This window comes from Pelagerythrobacter aerophilus (genome assembly GCF_003581645.1).
Lineage (GTDB): Bacteria > Pseudomonadota > Alphaproteobacteria > Sphingomonadales > Sphingomonadaceae > Pelagerythrobacter > Pelagerythrobacter aerophilus.
The window spans coordinates 61984-79929 of record NZ_QXFK01000011.1; the positions used below are offsets into that span (position 1 = coordinate 61984).

Annotated in this window: 15 protein-coding genes; 4 read left to right on the forward strand and 11 right to left on the reverse strand. The window is 65.9% G+C overall.

The window, feature by feature from the left end:
* Positions 1–2: 2 nt before the first annotated feature.
* Complete coding sequence (locus D2V04_RS02980; protein WP_119511862.1) at positions 3–287, forward strand: hypothetical protein; 285 nt, start codon at positions 3–5, stop codon at positions 285–287.
* A gap of 114 nt (positions 288–401) precedes the next feature.
* Here the strand turns inward: D2V04_RS02980 and D2V04_RS02985 are convergent, their stop codons facing one another.
* From D2V04_RS02985 to D2V04_RS02995, 3 genes are all read right to left on the reverse strand, one after another.
* Positions 402–683: a hypothetical protein gene (locus D2V04_RS02985; RefSeq protein ID WP_228766221.1), complete on the reverse strand. Its 282-nt coding sequence runs from the start codon at positions 681–683 to the stop codon at positions 402–404.
* 93 nt (positions 684–776) lie between these two features.
* Positions 777–1790, reverse strand: a complete 1014-nt coding sequence (locus D2V04_RS02990) for a serine hydrolase (RefSeq protein WP_119511864.1) — start codon at positions 1788–1790, stop codon at positions 777–779.
* A gap of 151 nt (positions 1791–1941) precedes the next feature.
* Positions 1942–2349 (reverse strand): baeRF12 domain-containing protein, encoded by a 408-nt coding sequence (locus tag D2V04_RS02995; protein WP_119511865.1) that lies wholly within the window; start codon positions 2347–2349, stop codon positions 1942–1944.
* A gap of 240 nt (positions 2350–2589) precedes the next feature.
* Here D2V04_RS02995 and D2V04_RS03000 point away from each other — a divergent pair, with 240 nt between their 5' ends.
* Positions 2590–4794 (forward strand): DUF305 domain-containing protein, encoded by a 2205-nt coding sequence (locus D2V04_RS03000; protein WP_119511866.1) that lies wholly within the window; start codon positions 2590–2592, stop codon positions 4792–4794.
* Between the two features lie 16 nt (positions 4795–4810).
* On the opposite strand, the gene D2V04_RS03005 is transcribed toward D2V04_RS03000, so the two are convergent.
* From D2V04_RS03005 to D2V04_RS03020, 4 genes are all read right to left on the reverse strand, one after another.
* Positions 4811–6778: a protein-L-isoaspartate(D-aspartate) O-methyltransferase gene (locus tag D2V04_RS03005; protein ID WP_119511867.1), complete on the reverse strand. Its 1968-nt coding sequence runs from the start codon at positions 6776–6778 to the stop codon at positions 4811–4813.
* A gap of 194 nt (positions 6779–6972) precedes the next feature.
* On the reverse strand, positions 6973–8616 hold the full coding sequence (gene groL / locus D2V04_RS03010; RefSeq protein ID WP_119511868.1) for a chaperonin GroEL: 1644 nt from the start codon (positions 8614–8616) through the stop codon (positions 6973–6975).
* 53 nt (positions 8617–8669) lie between these two features.
* Entirely contained in the window at positions 8670–8957 is a 288-nt protein-coding gene (groES, locus tag D2V04_RS03015; protein ID WP_119511869.1) for a co-chaperone GroES, read from the reverse strand.
* A 164-nt stretch (positions 8958–9121) separates the two neighbouring features.
* Positions 9122–10528, reverse strand: a complete 1407-nt coding sequence (locus D2V04_RS03020; RefSeq protein WP_119511870.1) for an MATE family efflux transporter — start codon at positions 10526–10528, stop codon at positions 9122–9124.
* Positions 10529–10660: 132 nt separating this feature from the next.
* Between D2V04_RS03020 and D2V04_RS03025 the strand changes: the two genes are divergently transcribed.
* Entirely contained in the window at positions 10661–11065 is a 405-nt protein-coding gene (locus tag D2V04_RS03025; protein ID WP_228766222.1) for a c-type cytochrome, read from the forward strand.
* A 165-nt stretch (positions 11066–11230) separates the two neighbouring features.
* Here the strand turns inward: D2V04_RS03025 and rplL are convergent, their stop codons facing one another.
* The 4 genes from rplL to D2V04_RS03045 all read right to left on the reverse strand — a co-directional run bounded on the left by rplL (position 11231) and on the right by D2V04_RS03045 (position 13299).
* Positions 11231–11608: a 50S ribosomal protein L7/L12 gene (gene rplL, locus D2V04_RS03030; RefSeq protein WP_119511871.1), complete on the reverse strand. Its 378-nt coding sequence runs from the start codon at positions 11606–11608 to the stop codon at positions 11231–11233.
* A gap of 90 nt (positions 11609–11698) precedes the next feature.
* A complete protein-coding gene (gene rplJ / locus D2V04_RS03035; RefSeq protein WP_119511872.1) occupies positions 11699–12214 on the reverse strand; it encodes a 50S ribosomal protein L10 in 516 nt (171 codons plus the stop codon).
* A 314-nt stretch (positions 12215–12528) separates the two neighbouring features.
* Positions 12529–12852 (reverse strand): hypothetical protein, encoded by a 324-nt coding sequence (locus D2V04_RS03040; protein WP_119511873.1) that lies wholly within the window; start codon positions 12850–12852, stop codon positions 12529–12531.
* A 168-nt stretch (positions 12853–13020) separates the two neighbouring features.
* The gene (locus D2V04_RS03045) at positions 13021–13299 is read right to left on the reverse strand and encodes a hypothetical protein (RefSeq protein ID WP_119511874.1); all 279 of its coding nucleotides are present in this window, start codon (positions 13297–13299) and stop codon (positions 13021–13023) included.
* Positions 13300–13701: 402 nt separating this feature from the next.
* On the opposite strand from D2V04_RS03045, the gene rpoB reads away from it, so the two are divergent.
* Positions 13702–17895 (forward strand): DNA-directed RNA polymerase subunit beta, encoded by a 4194-nt coding sequence (gene rpoB / locus D2V04_RS03050; RefSeq protein WP_119511875.1) that lies wholly within the window; start codon positions 13702–13704, stop codon positions 17893–17895.
* Positions 17896–17946: the final 51 nt, after the last annotated feature.

Below are 17946 nucleotides of genomic sequence, written 5' to 3' on the forward strand. Positions count from 1 at the left end.
ATATGCGCAAGATCGTTCTCGCCGCCGCCGCTGCCGGCGCCGCTCTGACCCTCGCCGCTTGCTCGGAAGGCACCCAGGACGCTGCTGAGCAGACCGTCGACAGCGCCGCTGCCGACGCCGAAGCCAATGCCGATGCGGCTGGTGCGGCCGTCGAAGGCGCCGCCACCGACGCCGGTGCCGCTGTCGAAGGCGCGACCGAAGACGCCGCTGCCGCTGCCGACGAAGCTGCCGCTGCTGCGGAAGCCGAAGTGCAGGACGAGACGACCACCGAAGCTCAGGCTGACTGATCTTCGCTTTCGTCTAGCGAAAAAGGGAAGGGCGGTGCCGCGAGGCGCCGCCCTTTTCTTTTGGCCTTCGACCGATGCGAAACCGACACCCGCAGCGGGCCTCGGGTGCGCCGCTCAATCGGCGTCGCCGTCCCGCTCGCTACGCCTCGACGTGGCGCTGGTCACGTCCTGATCGTGCCCGCTCTTGTTGCTGAAGAAAGCCAGCGCGAACAGGCCGCAGCCGAGAAGCACCGAGATGAACACGCCGAGGATGGTGGCCGCCACCGCGTGTACGCTCCACACACCGACGACATAGAGATAGACCAGCGCGGCGGCGACCATCAGGACTCCTGCCAGCGCGATCCATTTGACCATGCGCCGAAACTCACGCTCGGCCTGCTGTCTGGATGTTACCATGTCGGGCCAAGCCATAGGCTAAAGCTTGGAGCCCGAACAGGACAAAACCCGCTTCCGCCTACGGCTGACCGGATCGCCCCGGCGCCTGCGAAATCAGGGAAGCCGCGCCTCCGCCTGTGCGTAGGTCGCTTCGGCCCAGGTAACACCCTGGGGATTGTCGTATCCCGAATAGACCGCGCGAGCGATCTGCGCGATCTTGTGCTCCCGCGCCAGCCGCGCACCCTGCCCGGTGACGTAGATGGCCACGGCAAAGGCCTTCCCGTCGGGCGTGTGCACGATGCCGATGTCGCTCGACGTATTGTTGAGCGATCCGGTCTTGTGCGCCACGGATGCGCCAGCGGGCAGCAGGGCGGGGATCCGCCGCTTGCCGGTGATGCACCGCTCCATCGCGCCGAGAATGACCTGGCGGCTGCTCTTGGAAAGCCAGCGCCCTTGGTAGAGGCCGGCGAGCAGCTCGGTCATCGCACGCGGGGTTGCGCTGTCGCGCAGATCGACAGCCCTCGCGGGATCGATCTCCCCGTCATCGCGCACGAGCGTGGCGATGTCGCGGGTGAGTTGAAATTCCTCGATTCCCGCGCGGCGCATCCAGTCGTTCACCGCACCCGGTCCGCCGACTGCAGCGAGCAGTGCATCGGTCGCCGAATTGCTCGAGCGGGTGATCATCAATTCGATAAGCTGGCTTGCCGGCAGGTGCTTGCCGCGCCGGACCGGCGCCTTGACGGTGGAGAACGGTTCGGAGCGTACCGGGATGAGCAGCGGAAATTCGCTCGACAGGCTCCAGCGCCCCTGCTCGACCCCTTCCATGTAGGTCGCGGCAATGGCGATCTTGCTGGTGCTTGCCATCGGGAAGCGCTGGTCGCCCAGGACCGAGAACTCCTGACCCGTGGCAAGGTCGAGCACGGCCACTCCGATGCGGCCATTGGCCCCGTCGGCCAACCGCACGATCTGCCGTTCGAATCCCGTCTCGTAGACCGCCTCGAACGTGCGCGGGGTACGCGCCTCGGTGCCGAGGACGTTGTCGAACACCGCCTCATAGTTGGTGGTCTGCGCCTGGACCGGTTGTGCCACGGCGAGGCCGAGCGCGAACGCCCCCGCCAGTCCCCTCATGAATCGCGATCCCAAAGCCATGTCGGCTGTCGTAACCCTCCCATGGTTAGCAACAACTTAACGGGCCTGGATTCCTTCCGGCAAGCGATTGGGCGACGAGAGGTGGCTGGGCAGCGACGAGACTCGCGTAAAGAGTCCCGGGTGAATGAGGTCAGGCAGCGGCGATCGCGTCGGCAATGCGATCCGCGGTGTCGTGGATCATCGTCTTGGGAATTTCGCCGACCAGCCGCTTCTCCAGCTCGGTATGATAGTGGCGCCGCATCTCGCCCAGCTTCTTGGGGTCGGCGATCACCAGAACCCGATCGATCTCGCCTGCGATTGCCTTGGCATTGAGCCACTCGGCGGCAGCGGCGGCACGAGCGAGCTCGTTGAGGTCGTTGCGCTCCGGCTGTTGGCTGACCGGATCCTGATGACGCACCCCGGCGCTGAAGTTGGTAAGGGAAAGGTCGGGCTTGCCTACCAGCTCGAGGGCAGGTTCGAACGGCTGGCCCTTGTTCCGCATGACGACGAAGTTCTCTCCGTCCACCAGTACGACGTGGGCCTTGTGCGGCAACTTCATGGATCGGCTCTCCTTTCGATGTCACCAACGGGCGAGCCGCGGTATCGTTGCCGTCCGCGTGCTCCGCCGTCGCGCGGGCGGCACCGAATGACGCAGTCGGGCCGGGGAAGGCAGTATGCGGAAGAAGAGGCAGCTACCGACGAACTGCTCATATCGTTCGACGGGCGGCGTCTTGACTTGCGCGGCGCGATGGTCCCCTTTTGCCGTTTGGGGAAATATCCTTTGAGGGGACGCACGATCATGACCGCATACCGTTTCGCCCGCCTGCCGCTGGCGGCCACTCTGCTTGCCACTGCCAGTGCGCTTGCGGCGCAAGGGGCGCCGATCGTGCAGCCCGGCGCGCCGGGCGAGGCGACGAAGGCCCTTTCGGCCCAGCAGGCGACGCAGCTTGCGAACACCGCCTTCTCCCCCGCCGACGTCACGTTCATGCAGGGCATGATCGTCCACCACCAGCAGGCGGTCGACATGGCGGCACTGGTGGAGGAGCGGACCAACAATCCGGACATCCTCGCCGTCGCCGGGCGTATCGACGCGAGCCAGAAGGACGAGATCGGCTTCATGACCGACTGGCTGCGCGAGCGGAACCAGCAGGTCGCGATGGCCGGCATGGGCCACGCGCACCACCAGGCCGGGATGAAGGGCATGGCGACGCCCGAGCAGATGGCGCAGCTCGCCGCGTCCAATGGCACCGCGTTCGACCGCCTGTTCCTCGAACTGATGATCCCGCACCACATGGGCGCGATCGACATGGTCGAGGAACTGCACGATCAGCCCGGCACCGCCTACGAGCCGGTGATGTTCGAATTCACCAATGACGTGGTCAACGATCAGCAGGCGGAGATCGACCGGATGAACACGGTCCTCGCCGGCCTCTCGACCGATCCGCGCGTGGCGCTCAAGCCGGGTTTCCGCGACGCGGGCGAGGCGATCGGCAACCTGCGCCACGTCGCCGCTTTGCCCAAGCCGGCGGGCTTCTTCGATCCCGAGAACCCGGCGCAACTCCGGCCGCTCAAGCCGGAAAAGGAAGGCGACGCGGCGAAGGAGGCCGATGAGGCGAAGACAAAGGACGGCGAGGAAGACAAGCCCGAGTTCGGCGAGCGCGGATCGCTGCTGTCGTTCGCGAACACCGACATGGCATTCTCCGGCGATCTGCTCGTCGCGGGCAACTATCACGGGTTCAACGCCTACCGCCTCGGCGAGGACGGCGTGCCGCAGCTCGTCAGCTCGACCGTCTGCCCGGGCGGGCAGGGCGACGTCTCGATCGTCGGCGACCTGCTGATCATGAGCGTTGAGGACAGCCGCGGACGGATCGACTGCGGGCTGCAGGGCGTCGACGGCCGCACCAGCCCCGAGCGCTTCCGCGGCCTGCGTATCTTCGACATTTCCGATATCACTCGCCCGGTCCAGGTCGGTCAGGTGCAGACCTGTCGCGGCAGTCACACGCATTCGATCGTCTCGGCCGACGAGCGGCGGATCGTGGTCTACAACTCGGGCACGTCCTACGTGCGCGAGGAGGATGAGCTCGAAGGTTGTCTCGACACCGCCGGCGACGATACCGCGCTGTTCTCTATCGACGTGATCGAGATTCCGGTCGCCAACCCGGCCGCTGCGCGCATCGTCGACCGCCCGCGCGTCTTCGCGGCGGAGGGGCAGATTGCCGGTCTCTGGCGCGGGGGCGACCATGGTGAGGGTACGCAGCGCACCAACCGGACCGATCAGTGCCACGATATCACCGTGTTCCCGGCGAAGAACATTGCCGCCGGCGCCTGCTCGGGCAACGGCATCACGCTCGACATCTCCAACCCGCTCAAGCCGGTGCGGATCGACGATGTGACCGACAAGGGCTTCGCCTACTGGCACTCCGCGACGTTCAACAACGACGGTACCAAAGTGCTGTTCACCGACGAATGGGGCGGGGGCGGCCGCCCGCGCTGCCAGGCGGGCGATCCGAAGAACTGGGGCGCCGATGCGATCTACGCGATCGAGGACGGCCAGCTCGCGTTCAAGAGCCTCTACAAGCTGCCCGCGCCGCAGACCGACATGGAGAACTGCGTCGCGCACAACGGCTCGATCATCCCGGTGCCGGGGCGCGATATCTTCGTCCAGGCCTGGTATCAGGGCGGGATCAGCGTGATCGACTTCACCGATGCGGAGAACCCGATCGAGATCGCCTATTTCGACCGCGGGCCGGTTGACAAGGACCAGCTGGTCACCGGCGGATATTGGTCGGCCTACTGGTACAAAGGGCGTATCTACGCGACCGAGATCGCTCGCGGGCTCGACGTCTTCGCGCTCGAGCCGAGCGAGTTCCTGACCGAAGCCGAGATCGCCGCCGCCGCCGCTGCCCAATATCCGGGCGACGTCTTCAATCCGCAGACGCAGACCCAGGTTACCTGGCCTGCCGAGGCGATCGCGGCGGTGGAGGCGAGCCGCAAGGGCGGCTGACGGCCGGACTCCCGAGCTAGAGCCCGAACGGCCAGGTCTCAGGGGCCCGGTCGTGCGGTTCGTGCCGTGTGAGCGGTTCGAGCGCGCGGGTCTCGTCGAACCAGACGTAGGCGTCGAACTGCTCGGGGAGCACGGATTCGCTATAGTGACTCCAGCGCTCGGTTTCGGGGCGATAGATCACCCCGATGAAGCGTTCGAGCAGCGGTTCGGAGAGGCGCCGGGCCAGCGCGGGATCGCTCGAGAGGTCGAGCAGGAAGCGCGCCACGCCGCTGTCGTGGCATAGCCGCTCGTAGCTGTCGCGGCGCGAGGGGACGACGCGCTTGACCTCGCGGTCGCCATCCCAGTCGGTGGCCGCCGAGACGGTTCCGGTGTGCGTGCCGAAGCCGATCAGCGCGACCTCCTCGCCCCATTTCTCGCGCGCGAGCTGGCCGATGTTGTGCTCGCCGCGGGCCGCGCCCATTTCGGTCGCGCGCGCGTCGCCGATATGGCTGTTGTGCGCCCAGACGACCGCCTTGGCGCCGGGCCCGCGCGCTTCGAGCAGGTGTTCGAGCGTCTCGGCCATATGGCTGTCGCGCAGGTTCCAGCTTTCCGCGCCGCCGTAGTACATCACGCGGTAATAGCGCTCGGCGGAAGCGACGAGCCGCGCGTTCATCGCCGCGCCGAAACTCTCGCCGTCCTGCTCCAGCGCGCGTTCCAGCAGATCGCGGCACTGCGCCACGACCGCCTGTTCGCATTCAGCGTAGCCTTTGCGCAGCGCCGCACGACCGTAGGTCGCGGGATCGGCCTGCCAAGGGGTGAGGCAGCCATAGCGCTCTCGTGCCACCGCCGCGGCCTCGGGATCGTTCTCGTCGAGATAGGCCAGCACCGCCTCGATCGAGCCGGACATGTTGTAGATGTCGAGACCGTAGAAGCCGGCGCGATCGTCCTCGTTCCGACCATGGTTGATCGCCCGGAGATCGCGCAGCAGGCCGGGCATGACCGTGTTGCGCCACATCCAGGTGGGGAAACGCTGGAACGGGGTCGGCGCATTCTCGCGCTGAGGGAGGCCACGGATATAGCGGTCGTAAGCGGCGGCATCGGGCCAGTCGCCCTCAACCGCTACCACGGTGAAGCCATGATGCTCCACCAGATGGCGCGTGATCGCGGCGCGCGCGGCGTAGAACTCATGCGTGCCGTGGCTGCATTCGCCGAGCATGACCACGCGGCGGTCGGCAAAGCGGTCGAATGCGGCCGCGAAGGCATCATCGTCGAACGCGCCGAGCGGGATCGCGGCATCGGCGATCAGTTCGGGCAGGCTCTTCGCACGCGCCGGCTGGTGGTTGCTGGCGGCGCGCGTGCCGTCTTCCGGCACGGCGCCGGGCAGCAGGGGAACGAAGCGCACAGGTGCGATATCGTGGCTCTCCCATGCGTCCTCCCTCGTGCGCACGACGCAGCGCAGCTGCTGGACGTCTTCGCCTCCGACCGGGATGATCAGCCGCCCGCCCACGGCAAGCTGCTGCTTGAGCGCCTCGGGCACCTCGATCCCACGCGCGGCGACGAGGATCGCGTCGAACGGCGCTTCCTCGGGCAATCCCTGCATGCCGTCGCCAGCGATAACGTCCAGATTGTCGTAACCGAGCGCCGCGACGCGTTCCTTTGCCTGCCGAGCGAGGATGGCATGGCGTTCGATCGCGAAGACCCGCTTCGCGATGCGCGAGAGCACCGCCGCCGCGTAGCCCGAGCCGGCGCCCACCTCGAGCACGCGGTCGCCGGGGCCGACCTCGGCCGCCTCGATCATGCTGGCGACGATATAGGGCTGCGAGATCGTCTGTCCCTCGCCGATCGGCAGCGGACCGTCCTCGTAGGCGAATTCGGCCAGGTCCTCCGGCACGAAGCGCTCGCGCGGCACCTCGCGGAAAGCCCTGAGAAGGCGCTCGTCGGCGATGCCCCGGCGCCGGATTTGCCGTTCCACCATCGCGTCGCGTTGCTTGTCGTAGTCGGCCAAGATCGCCCTTTCCGGCGAGAGCCCGCGCCTCCGCGATCAGGGGCGCGCTTCGCCCGTCGTATGGTCGCTTCTCCCGCTCAACGGCGCGGGCCGGCGATCGTGCCCCGAAACGAGAAAAGGCCCGGCGGATCGCTCCACCGGGCCTTCCTGTTCTTGCGACCTCCCGCGATGGCGGGAAGTTCGTGCAGCTGAGCTTAGAAGCCCATTCCGCCCATTCCGCCCATGTCGGGCATTGCGGGGGCGGCAGCCGGCTTGTCTTCCGGCTTCTCGCTGATCGCCGCTTCGGTGGTGATCAGCAGGCCGGCGACCGAAGCCGCATCCTGCAGCGCGGTGCGAACGACCTTGGTCGGGTCGATCACGCCGGCCGAGACGAGGTTCTCGTAAACGTCGGTCGCGGCGTTGAAGCCGAGCGATTCGTCGTTGCCGTCGATCAGCTTGCCCGCGACGACCGCGCCGTCATGACCGGCGTTCTCGGCGATCTGACGGATCGGTGCCTGCAGCGCACGGCGGACGATGTCGACGCCGCGCGTCTGGTCGTCGTTCTCGCCGTTCACGCCCTTGAGCGCGGCCGTGGCATAGAGCAGCGCAGTGCCGCCGCCCGGGACGATGCCTTCCTCGACCGCGGCGCGGGTCGCGTGGAGCGCGTCGTCGACGCGATCCTTGCGCTCCTTCACCTCGACTTCGGACGCACCGCCGACCTTGATCACGGCAACGCCGCCGGCGAGCTTGGCGAGACGCTCCTGCAGCTTCTCGCGGTCGTAGTCGCTGGTGGTGTTCTCGATCTGAGTGCGGATCTCGCCCACGCGCGCCTTGATGTCGTCGGCCGAGCCGGCGCCATCGACGATCGTGGTGTTGTCCTTGTCGATGGTGACGCGCTTGGCTTCACCGAGCATGCCCAGCGTGACGTTCTCGAGCTTGATGCCGAGATCCTCGCTGATCATCTCGCCCTTGGTCAGGATCGCGATGTCCTGCAGCATCGCCTTGCGGCGATCGCCGAAGCCGGGGGCCTTGACCGCCGCGACCTTCAGGCCGCCGCGCAGCTTGTTGACCACCAGGGTCGCCAGCGCCTCGCCCTCGATGTCCTCGGCGATGATCAGAAGCGGGCGGCCGCTCTGCACGGCAGCTTCCAGAACCGGCAGCATCGACTGCAGGTTGCTGAGCTTCTTCTCGTGGATCAGGATGTACGGGTTATCCAGCTCCACCACCATCTTCTCGGGATTGGTGATGAAGTAGGGGCTGAGATAGCCGCGGTCGAACTGCATGCCTTCGACGACGTCGAGCTCGAATTCGAGACCCTTGGCTTCCTCGACGGTGATCACGCCTTCCTTGCCGACTTTCTCCATCGCCTCGGCGATCTTCTCGCCGACTTCGCGGTCGCCGTTGGCGGAGATGATGCCGACCTGGGCGATCTCGTTCGAGCCGGACACGTCCTTCGAACGGCCCTTGAGGTTCTCGACCACCTTGTTGACCGCAAGGTCGATGCCGCGCTTGAGATCCATCGGGTTCATGCCGGCGGCGACCGACTTCATGCCTTCGCGCACGATCGACTGCGCGAGCACGGTGGCGGTGGTGGTGCCGTCACCCGCGAGATCGTTGGTCTTGCTGGCGACTTCGCGCAGCATCTGCGCGCCCATGTTCTCGAACTTGTCCTTGAGCTCGATTTCCTTGGCGACGGTGACGCCGTCCTTGGTGATGCGGGGTGCACCGAAGCTCTTGTCGATCACGACGTTGCGGCCCTTGGGGCCGAGCGTGACCTTCACCGCATTGGCGAGAGTGTCGACGCCGCGCAGGATGCCTTCGCGCGCGTCGCGCGAGAATTTCACGTCCTTGGCTGCCATTGATGTTCTCCTGGAATTCGTGTGTTTATTTGGAAAGCGGTGCGATCAGCGGATCAGGAGATGATCCCCATGATGTCGCTTTCCTTCATGATCAGCAGGTCTTCGCCGTCGAGCTTGACCTCGGTGCCGGACCACTTGCCGAACAGCACGCGGTCGCCAGCCTTCACGTCGAGCGGGGTAACCGTACCGTCTTCGGCCTTGGCGCCCGAACCGACGGCGACGATCTCGCCCTCGCTCGGCTTTTCCTTGGCGCTGTCGGGGATGATGATGCCCCCGGCGGTCTTTTCTTCGGCTTCGATGCGACGGACCAGTACACGGTCGTGCAGCGGACGAAATGCCATTGGTGTGACCTCTCTGCTAAGAGTGAATGAATACTTCTGGCACTCTCGGGGTGAGAGTGCCAGCGGCGCGGATATGTGAATGGGCCGGCAGCGAGTCAACAGGCCGCGCCTAAAAAATCGCGCCTAAATTCGCCCTTGGGGATCGCGCGTGGCAGTGGTGCCCGTCAGGCCGGCAGCGGGATAGCCGCGGAAGGCCGGATGGTGAGTGCAAGCCGGTCGCGCCGGTGCCAGCGCGACACCAGCAGCAGCGCTGCGACGATCAGTCCGGTGGCGAGGCCGATCCACACGCCCGTGCCCTCGAGCGGAGTGGCGAAGCCGAGCGCAAGCGCGACGCCCATTCCGGGAACCCAGTAGCTGAAGATCGCGATCCACATCGGGATCCGCGTGTCCTGCAATCCGCGCAGCGCGCCCGCTGCGACCGCCTGGACGCCGTCGAACAACTGGAACGCGGCGGCGATGACCAGATACTGCAGTGCGAAGGTCACCAGCACGGCGTTCTCCTGCGCCCAGGGATCGATGTAGATCGCGAGTAGCGGCATCGGGATCGCGATCATCGCGCCTGCCGTCAGCATCATGAAGGCGGTGCCCATGGCGATCGCGGTCCATCCGGCGCGCGTGATCCCCTCGCGATCGCGCGCGCCGAAGAAATAGCCGACCCGGATCGTCGCCGCCTGGCCTATGCCGAACGGCACCTGGAACGCCAGCGCGGCGATCTGCAGCGCGACCGTGTGCGCGGCAAGCTGCGAGGTGCCGATATTGCCCATCAGGAACGCGGCGGCGCCGAAGATGCCCGCCTCCGCGGTGATGGTCAGCGCAATCGGCGTGCCGACCCGCACGATCGTCACCAGCCGCGACCAGTCGGGCCGCCACCAGAAGCCGAAGATGTGATAGCGATGCAGGCGCGGATCGAGGCGGATCGCGGCGACATAGGCCAGCATGACCGCAACCCCGGTGATGATCGTTGCCACCGCCGCACCGCGGATCCCCAGCTCCGGCGCGCCGAGATTGCCGAAGATGAAGGCGTAGTTCGCCAGCGCGTTCACCCCAATCCCGCCGGCGGTGATGACCGTCGCGAAGACCGGCCGTCCGAGCGCGGATACGAAGTTCCGCAGCACGTTGTTGATGATCATCGGGATCAGCGACCAGATGACGACGAAGTTGTAGGCGGTGGCGAGGCCGACGATCTCGTCCTGCTGGCCGGTCACCCGCATGATCGGCTCGAGCAGGAGGCAGAGCCCCATGCCGACTGCGCCGCTGAGCACCGCAAGCCACAACGCCATGCGGACCGAACGGCGCACGGGCCGCAGGGCCGGTGCGCGCGCGCCCAATTCCTCCGCGATCAACGGCGCGACCGCGCCGGTAAGGCCGGAGAGGGCCCAGAGGACCAGCCCGAACAGCGCGACCGTGATCGCCGATGCGGCCAGCGGCGCTTCCCCCAGCCGCGCGATGAAGATGACATCGACCGCATAGGTGAGCATCTGCAGCAGGTTCGCGAGCGCGAGCGGCCACGCGAGCCCGAAAGTGGCTCCGACCTCGGTGCGCCAGGGGGAAAGGATGCGTGCGTCGGACATAAAGCCGTCCCGGTTAGGGGCGGCGGGCGGCGGCGGAAAGCGAAAATCCCTGCGGGCGGCTCAATTCGGCGCAAGCGCGGCCTCGGCGCCACAGCTTGCGTGTGGAGCGCCGGCACGGCAAGGGCTCGGCCTATGAAACGAGGCATGGAAGTTGCGCTGCTGGCGCTGGTGCTGGCCGGTTGCGGGCCGGGCGATCGTACCGGCGAACAGACGGCAGGTCCGGCGGAGCGGTCGCCGGCGGAGGTATCAATGCGGCCGGCAGCCTTTGCCCGCTGCGCCACCTGCCACCAGACAGCGCCGGAGCGCAACGGGGTCGGTCCGTCGCTCGCCGGCGTCTATGGCGCGCCGGCAGCGCACGAGCCGACGTATGCCTACAGCGGCGCAATGCGTTCGTCCGGCCTCGTGTGGGACGAGGCGACGCTCGACGCTTATCTCACGGATCCGCGAAGCGTCGTGCCTGGCACCAAGATGGTCTTTCCGGGAGTGCGCGATCCGGTCGAACGGGCCGCGCTGATCGAGTACCTGAAGACGCTCTGAGCGTTATGCCCTTGCCCTGAGGCGGAAAGCGGAAGCCGCGGGAGATGTCGAGCATTTGGGCAACTGGCCCAAAAGCGTCCTGGCGCGACCGGTCGCGGGCTCAAATAAAAAGGGGCGGCGCCTTCCGGCACCGCCCCTCGCGTGTTCTCGAGAAAGAGAAGACGATTACTTCAGCTCGACGGTGCCGCCGGCTGCTTCGATCTTGCTCTTGACCTCTTCGGCCTCGGCCTTGTTCACGCCTTCCTTGAGCGGCTTGGGCGCACCCTCGACGAGAGCCTTGGCTTCGGTCAGGCCCAGGCCGGTGATGGCGCGGACTTCCTTGATGACCTGGATCTTCTTGCCACCGTCGCCGGTGAGAATGACGTCGAATTCGTCCTTCTCTTCAGCGGCAGCAGCATCGCCACCACCGGCGGCGGGGCCGGCAACGGCGACGGCAGCGGCGGCGGAAACGCCCCACTCTTCTTCCAGCGCCTTGGCGAGTTCGGCCGCCTCGAGGACGGTCAGCTTCGAAAGTTCTTCAACGAGCTTGGCGATATCGGCCATGATGTTTCACTCCAGATAAGTCTTGTCCCCGTGCAGACGGGGATCGGCTGGGGCGAGATGCCCCGGAAAAATCGCTTTCGCGAAAACCGCTTACGCCGCTTCCTTGGCGCCGAAGGCACCGAAGACGCGAGCGAGCTTGGCGGCGGGTTCGTTGACGACCCGGGCGATCTTGGTCGCCGGGGCGTTGACGAGGCCCACCAGTGTGCCGCGCAGCTCGTCGAGCGAGGGCATCGAGGCGAGTGCCTTGATCCCGGCTTCGTCGAGCAACTGCCCGCCCATCGAACCGCCCACGATTTCGAGCTTCTCGTTCGACTTGGCGAATTCCACCGCAGCCTTGGCCGCCGCCACCGGGTCGACCGACCAGGCAAGCGCCGTCGGACCGGAGAGATATTCCTCCAGGCCTTCGTACTGGGTTTCCTTCAGGGCGAGCTTGGCAAGGCGGTTTTTCGCAACCTTGTAGGACGCACCAACTTCGCGCATCTTCGAACGCAGGTCGGTGGACTGCGCCACCGACAGGCCGAGGTTGCGGGTGACGACCACCACACCGACCTCGTTGAAGACCGCATTGAGCTGGGCGACCGCATCGGTTTTCTGCGAACGATCCATGCCATACTCCTTCACATATGACCGCACGCGCTGGCGCGCCTACGGCCGGCTCACATCGCTCCGCGCCGCTAACCGGCACGGGGCAGTCCGTTTGACAAGGGAAGGAGGGCGCCGTGACGCCGGAGCAGGGCACATGGCACCCGCAATAAATCTCGTTTCCCCGCCTAGGCCGGAAATTAAGCCCTGACTGACTTCAGTCGCAGGCACCGGCTGTCTCGGACGGATGACTCGGCGAAACGCAAAGAGACCCGCCGGTCGGGGCGGGCCTCTAGCAGAAAGCACGGGCGGGTCAAGCCGCCCTCGGACATCGGGGATCAGTCCCTCTGATCGCGCGCATCCTGCTGAGCCTTGGCCTGCGCCTCGAGGCGATCGGCTTCGGCTTCGTTGACGTCTTCCACGCGGTCGGCGCGTTCCTCGAGGTTTTCGGCGCTTTCGTCGAGCACCTCGGCCTGCTGGTCGGCGCTCATCTCGACCGTGCTGTCGGCAGGAGCCGTTTCTTCGGCCGGCAGCGTGGTATCGTCGGTCATCGCGGCCTCGTCTGTCGTTGCAGCTTCGTCCGCGGTATCGGTTGCGGTCTCCCCGCAAGCGGATAGCGCGAGCGCAGCGGGCAGGGCGGCAAAAAGGGCAATCTTGTTCATCTCAAATCTCCCGGTTTGGGTTGCCATAAAATCGCCATGATTCGATCCGGTTCCGCATTTTGCGGCAGACGGATGGCGATTTCTCCAGTTTCGACGGGCCCGAAACGACGAGGCCCGCCAAGACGGCGGGCCTCGGGCCGGACATTCGGATCCAGCCGGGTGGAGCGATTATTGCATCGGGTCGGTCGTCGGTTCCTCGTCCGGAGCCGTCGTGTCGTCCGTGGTATCGTCGGTCATGGTGTCGTCAGCCATGGTATCGTCCGGCGTCGCGTCCCCCGTCATCGTCGGATCGGTCAGCGTGTCGTCGGTCATGGTCGGGTCGGCCATCGAATCGTTGGCCATCGTGTCCGCCGCCGTGTCTTCCGGCACGTCGGTATCGGTCGCGGGATCGCCGCAGGCACCGAGCGTAAGGGCAAGCGGGAGGGCGGCAAGTGCGAGCTTTTTCATGGGTAGGCTCCTTTCGCTACTTGCCATACAATTGCCACAATCCGCCTCGGTTCCCCGGATTCGCCAAAATACCGTCCCGCTCGCGAGCGCCGGCCAATGCGCACGCGCGGTGCTTTCGATGGCGATCCGTTGACAGTTGCGGGGGGAAATCCTACATGCCCCCTCGACCGCACGCTTCGAGCAAGGTCCGTTCATGCGCGGGGACGGCCAGGGATGGAAGCGGCGATTCCATATTCGCGACGTCAGTTCAAGCTGCAGCAGGCCCGTAAGGGTGCGATTTGCTGCGGCTTTTTGGCGTCCCGGCTATGAGACCCCCTGACCGTTAGGGGCACGCGTGGGCATGAGTTTCACGATGCCGGGGCCAAGTCTCCGGCGCAGCACACGAAGAGGCGAATCACCTCCATGGCGACGAAGGCAAAGGCGACCGGCGCGAAAGCATCGGCCAACACCGGCACCGCGAAGAAGCGCATCCGTAAAATTTTCGGCGACATCCACGAAGTGGTGCAAATGCCGAATCTGATCGAGGTCCAGCGCGAGAGCTACGAGCAGTTCCTGCGCTCCGATCCTTCGATCGACTATGTCTCCGGCCTGGAGAAGACGCTGCGCAGCGTCTTCCCGATCCGCGACTTCGCCGGCACTGCCGAGCTCGACTTCGTGCACTACGAGCTCGAACCGCCGAAGTACGACACGACCGAGTGCCGCCAGCGCGGCATCACCTACGCGGCGCCGATGAAGGTCACGCTGCGCCTGATCGTGTTCGAAGTCGATCAGGAGACCGAGACCCGTTCCGTGCTCGATATCAAGGAGCAGGACGTCTACATGGGCGACATGCCGCTCATGACCGAGAACGGCACCTTCCTCATCAACGGCACCGAGCGCGTGATCGTCTCGCAGATGCACCGTTCGCCGGGCGTGCTGTTCGATCACGACCGCGGCAAGACGCACAGCTCGGGCAAGCTGCTGTTCGCTGCGCGCGTCATTCCCTACCGCGGCTCGTGGCTCGACTTCGAGTTCGACGCGAAGGACATCGTCAACGTCCGCATCGACCGGAAGCGCAAGCTGCCGGTCACGGCGCTGCTCTATGCGCTGGGCCTCGATAGCGAGGAAATCCTCCACCGCTTCTACGACACCGTCATGTGGGAGCGTGTCTCCGGCAAGAAGGGCGAGGGCTGGAAGATGCCGTTCGTGCCCGACCAGTGGCGCGGCGCCAAGCCGGCCTTCCCGCTGGTGGACGCGGCGACCGGGGAAGAAGTCTTCGCCGCGAACCAGAAAATCTCGCCGCGCGCCGCCAACAAGGCGCTGAAGGACGGCCTGAAGGATCTGCTCATTCCGACCGAGGAAATCCTCGGCCGCTATGCGGCAAAGGACATGATCGACGAGGCGACCGGCCGCATCTGGATCGAAGCCGGCGACGAAGTCAGCCCCGAGAATCTCGAGGTGCTCGACAAGGCTGGCGTCGACCGGATCGAGCTGCTCGACATCGACGACATCAACACCGGCCCCTGGATCCGCAACACGCTCAAGGCTGACAAGGCCGAGAACCGTGAAGAGGGCCTCGAGGCGATCTACAAGGTCATGCGCCCGGGCGAGCCGCCGACGAAGGAAACCGCCGAAGCGCTGTTCGAAGGCCTGTTCTTCGATTCGGACCGTTACGACCTTTCCGCGGTCGGCCGCGTGAAGCTCAACATGCGCCTCGGCCTCGATGCCGAGGACACGGTGACCACGCTGCGCAAGGAAGACATCCTCGCGGTGGTCAAGGAACTGGTCGGCCTGAAGGACGGCAAGGGCGAGGTCGACGACATCGACAACCTCGGCAACCGCCGCGTCCGCTCGGTCGGCGAACTGCTCGAGAACCAGTATCGCATCGGCCTGCTGCGCATGGAGCGCGCGGTGAAGGAGCGGATGAGCTCGGTCGACGTCTCGACCGTGATGCCGAACGATCTGATCAACGCGAAGCCCGCGGTCGCCGCGGTGCGCGAGTTCTTCGGTTCGAGCCAGCTCTCGCAGTTCATGGACCAGACCAATCCGCTGTCGGAAGTCACCCACAAGCGCCGCGTCTCGGCGCTCGGGCCGGGCGGCCTCACGCGTGAGCGCGCTGGCTTCGAAGTCCGCGACGTGCACCCGACCCACTACGGCCGCATCTGTCCGATCGAGACGCCGGAAGGGCCGAACATCGGCCTGATCAACTCGCTCGCGAGCTTCAGCCGGGTCAACAAGTACGGTTTCATCGAGACGCCGTACCGCAAGATCATCGACGGCAAGGTGACGAGCGAAGTCGTCTATCTTTCGGCGATGGAAGAGCAGAAGCATGCCGTTGCGCAGGCTTCGGCCGAGCTCAACGAGGACGGTTCGTTCGTCGAGGAGATGGTCTCGGCTCGCCAGAACGGCGAGTTCGTGATGCTCCCGCGCGAGCAGATCACGCTGATGGACGTCAGCCCCAAGCAGCTCGTCTCGGTCGCCGCATCGCTGATTCCGTTCCTCGAGAACGACGACGCCAACCGCGCGCTGATGGGCTCGAACATGCAGCGCCAGGCGGTGCCGTTGCTCAAGGCCGAAGCGCCGTTCGTCGGCACCGGCATGGAAGAGACCGTGGCGCGCGATTCGGGCGCCGCGATCTCCGCCACCCGCGGCGGCGTGGTCGACCAGGTGGACGCGACCCGTATCGTGATCCGCGCGATTGGCGATGTCGAACCCGGCCAGTCCGGCGTCGACATCTACACGCTGCAGAAGTTCCAGCGCTCCAACCAGAACACCTGCATCAATCAGCGTCCGCTGGTGAAGGTGGGCGACACGGTCGAGCCGGGCGACATCATCGCCGACGGCCCCTCGACCGATCTCGGCGAGCTGGCGCTGGGCAAGAACAGCCTCGTCGCGTTCATGCCGTGGAACGGCTACAACTACGAGGACTCGATCCTGATCTCCGAACGCATCGTCAAGGACGACGTGTTCACCTCGATCCACATCGAGGAATTCGAGGTCATGGCCCGCGACACCAAGCTCGGGCCGGAGGACATCACCCGCGACATCCCCAACGTCGGCGAGGAAGCGCTGCGCAACCTCGACGAGGCGGGCATCGTCTACATCGGCGCCGAAGTGCACCCGGGCGACATTCTGGTCGGCAAGATCACGCCGAAGGGTGAATCGCCGATGACGCCGGAGGAAAAGCTCCTCCGCGCGATCTTCGGCGAGAAGGCGAGCGACGTGCGCGACACCTCGCTGCGTCTGCCGCCGGGCGTCTCCGGCACGATCGTCGAGGTGCGGGTATTCAACCGCCACGGCATCGAGATCGACGACCGTACCCGCGCGATCCAGAACGAGGAAATCGAGCGCCTGCGCAAGGACAGCCAGGACGAACGCGCTATCCTCAATCGGGCGACCTACAACCGCCTGAAGGACATGCTGCTGGGCCAGACCGCTTCGGCCGCGCCCAAGGGCGTCAAGAAGGGCACCGAGATCACCGAAGAGGTGCTCGACGGCGTCGAGAGGCACGAGTGGTTCAAGTTCGCGGTCGCGGACGATGGCCGCCAGGCGCAGATCGAAGCCGTCAAGTCGCAATACGACGAGGCGGTGAAGGGCATCCAGGACAAGTTCGAGGACCGCAAGGAAAAGCTCGAGCGCGGTGACGAACTCGCCCCCGGCGTGCTCAAGATGGTCAAGGTCTTCGTCGCGGTGAAGCGCAAGCTGCAAACTGGCGACAAGATGGCCGGCCGTCACGGCAACAAGGGCATCATCAGCCGCGTCCTGCCGATCGAGGACATGCCGTTCATGGAAGACGGCACTTATGTCGACATGGTGCTCAACCCGCTCGGCGTGCCTTCGCGTATGAACGTGGGGCAGATCTTCGAAACGCACCTCGGCATGGCGGCCCGCGGGCTCGGCCAGCAAGTCGCCGCGGCGCTCGAGGACTGGCGTGCGGCCAATCCGGATGCGGAAGCGGGTCAACCGCCCGAAGCAGTCCGCGAGAAGCTGAAGGACGTCTACGGCGAGCAGTACCACGACGAGATCGAGGCGCGTTCTCCGACCGAGATCGTCGAGCTCGCCGGCAATCTGGTTAAGGGCGTTCCGATGGGCACTCCGGTGTTCGACGGCGCACGCGAGCCGGACGTGACCCGGATGCTCGAGCGCGCCGGGCTCGACGGCTCGGGCCAGGTGAGGCTCTACGACGGCCGCACTGGCGACGCGTTCGACCGCAAGGTGACGGTTGGGCACATGTACATGCTCAAGCTGCACCACCTGGTGGACGACAAGATCCACGCCCGGTCGATCGGCCCCTACTCGCTCGTCACCCAGCAGCCGCTGGGCGGCAAGGCGCAGTTCGGCGGCCAGCGCTTCGGCGAAATGGAGGTCTGGGCGCTCCAGGCCTACGGCGCCGCCTACACGCTGCAGGAAATCCTCACCGTGAAGTCGGACGACGTGATCGGCCGGACCAAGGTCTACGAGGCGATCGTCAAGGGCGACGACACCTTCGAAGCCGGCATTCCGGAGAGCTTCAACGTGCTCGTGAAGGAAATGCGCAGCCTCGGCCTCAATGTCGAACTCAAGTCACTGACCGACGAGGACGACGAGCAGGACCAGTGGCCGGAAGCGGCGGAGTAACGGAGGCGGGCTTCGGCCCCCTCCACCGCCCCGCGAATTCACCCGTTAGGG

Excerpts from the sequence above, each read along its gene's own strand:
- D2V04_RS02985 (WP_228766221.1), bottom strand. The coding sequence starts at position 683 with ATGGTAACATCCAGACAGCAGGCCGAGCGTGAGTTTCGGCGCATGGTC.
- D2V04_RS02990 (WP_119511864.1), bottom strand. The coding sequence starts at position 1,790 with ATGAGGGGACTGGCGGGGGCGTTCGCGCTCGGCCTCGCCGTGGCACAA.
- D2V04_RS03020 (WP_119511870.1), bottom strand. The coding sequence starts at position 10,528 with ATGTCCGACGCACGCATCCTTTCCCCCTGGCGCACCGAGGTCGGAGCC.
- D2V04_RS03000 (WP_119511866.1), top strand. The coding sequence starts at position 2,590 with ATGACCGCATACCGTTTCGCCCGCCTGCCGCTGGCGGCCACTCTGCTT.
- D2V04_RS02995 (WP_119511865.1), bottom strand. The coding sequence starts at position 2,349 with ATGAAGTTGCCGCACAAGGCCCACGTCGTACTGGTGGACGGAGAGAAC.
- D2V04_RS03025 (WP_228766222.1), top strand. The coding sequence starts at position 10,661 with ATGAAACGAGGCATGGAAGTTGCGCTGCTGGCGCTGGTGCTGGCCGGT.
- rplL (WP_119511871.1), bottom strand. The coding sequence starts at position 11,608 with ATGGCCGATATCGCCAAGCTCGTTGAAGAACTTTCGAAGCTGACCGTC.
- rplJ (WP_119511872.1), bottom strand. The coding sequence starts at position 12,214 with ATGGATCGTTCGCAGAAAACCGATGCGGTCGCCCAGCTCAATGCGGTC.
- D2V04_RS03045 (WP_119511874.1), bottom strand. The coding sequence starts at position 13,299 with ATGAAAAAGCTCGCACTTGCCGCCCTCCCGCTTGCCCTTACGCTCGGT.
- groL (WP_119511868.1), bottom strand. The coding sequence starts at position 8,616 with ATGGCAGCCAAGGACGTGAAATTCTCGCGCGACGCGCGCGAAGGCATC.
- groES (WP_119511869.1), bottom strand. The coding sequence starts at position 8,957 with ATGGCATTTCGTCCGCTGCACGACCGTGTACTGGTCCGTCGCATCGAA.
- rpoB (WP_119511875.1), top strand. The coding sequence starts at position 13,702 with ATGGCGACGAAGGCAAAGGCGACCGGCGCGAAAGCATCGGCCAACACC.
- D2V04_RS02980 (WP_119511862.1), top strand. The coding sequence starts at position 3 with ATGCGCAAGATCGTTCTCGCCGCCGCCGCTGCCGGCGCCGCTCTGACC.
- D2V04_RS03040 (WP_119511873.1), bottom strand. The coding sequence starts at position 12,852 with ATGAACAAGATTGCCCTTTTTGCCGCCCTGCCCGCTGCGCTCGCGCTA.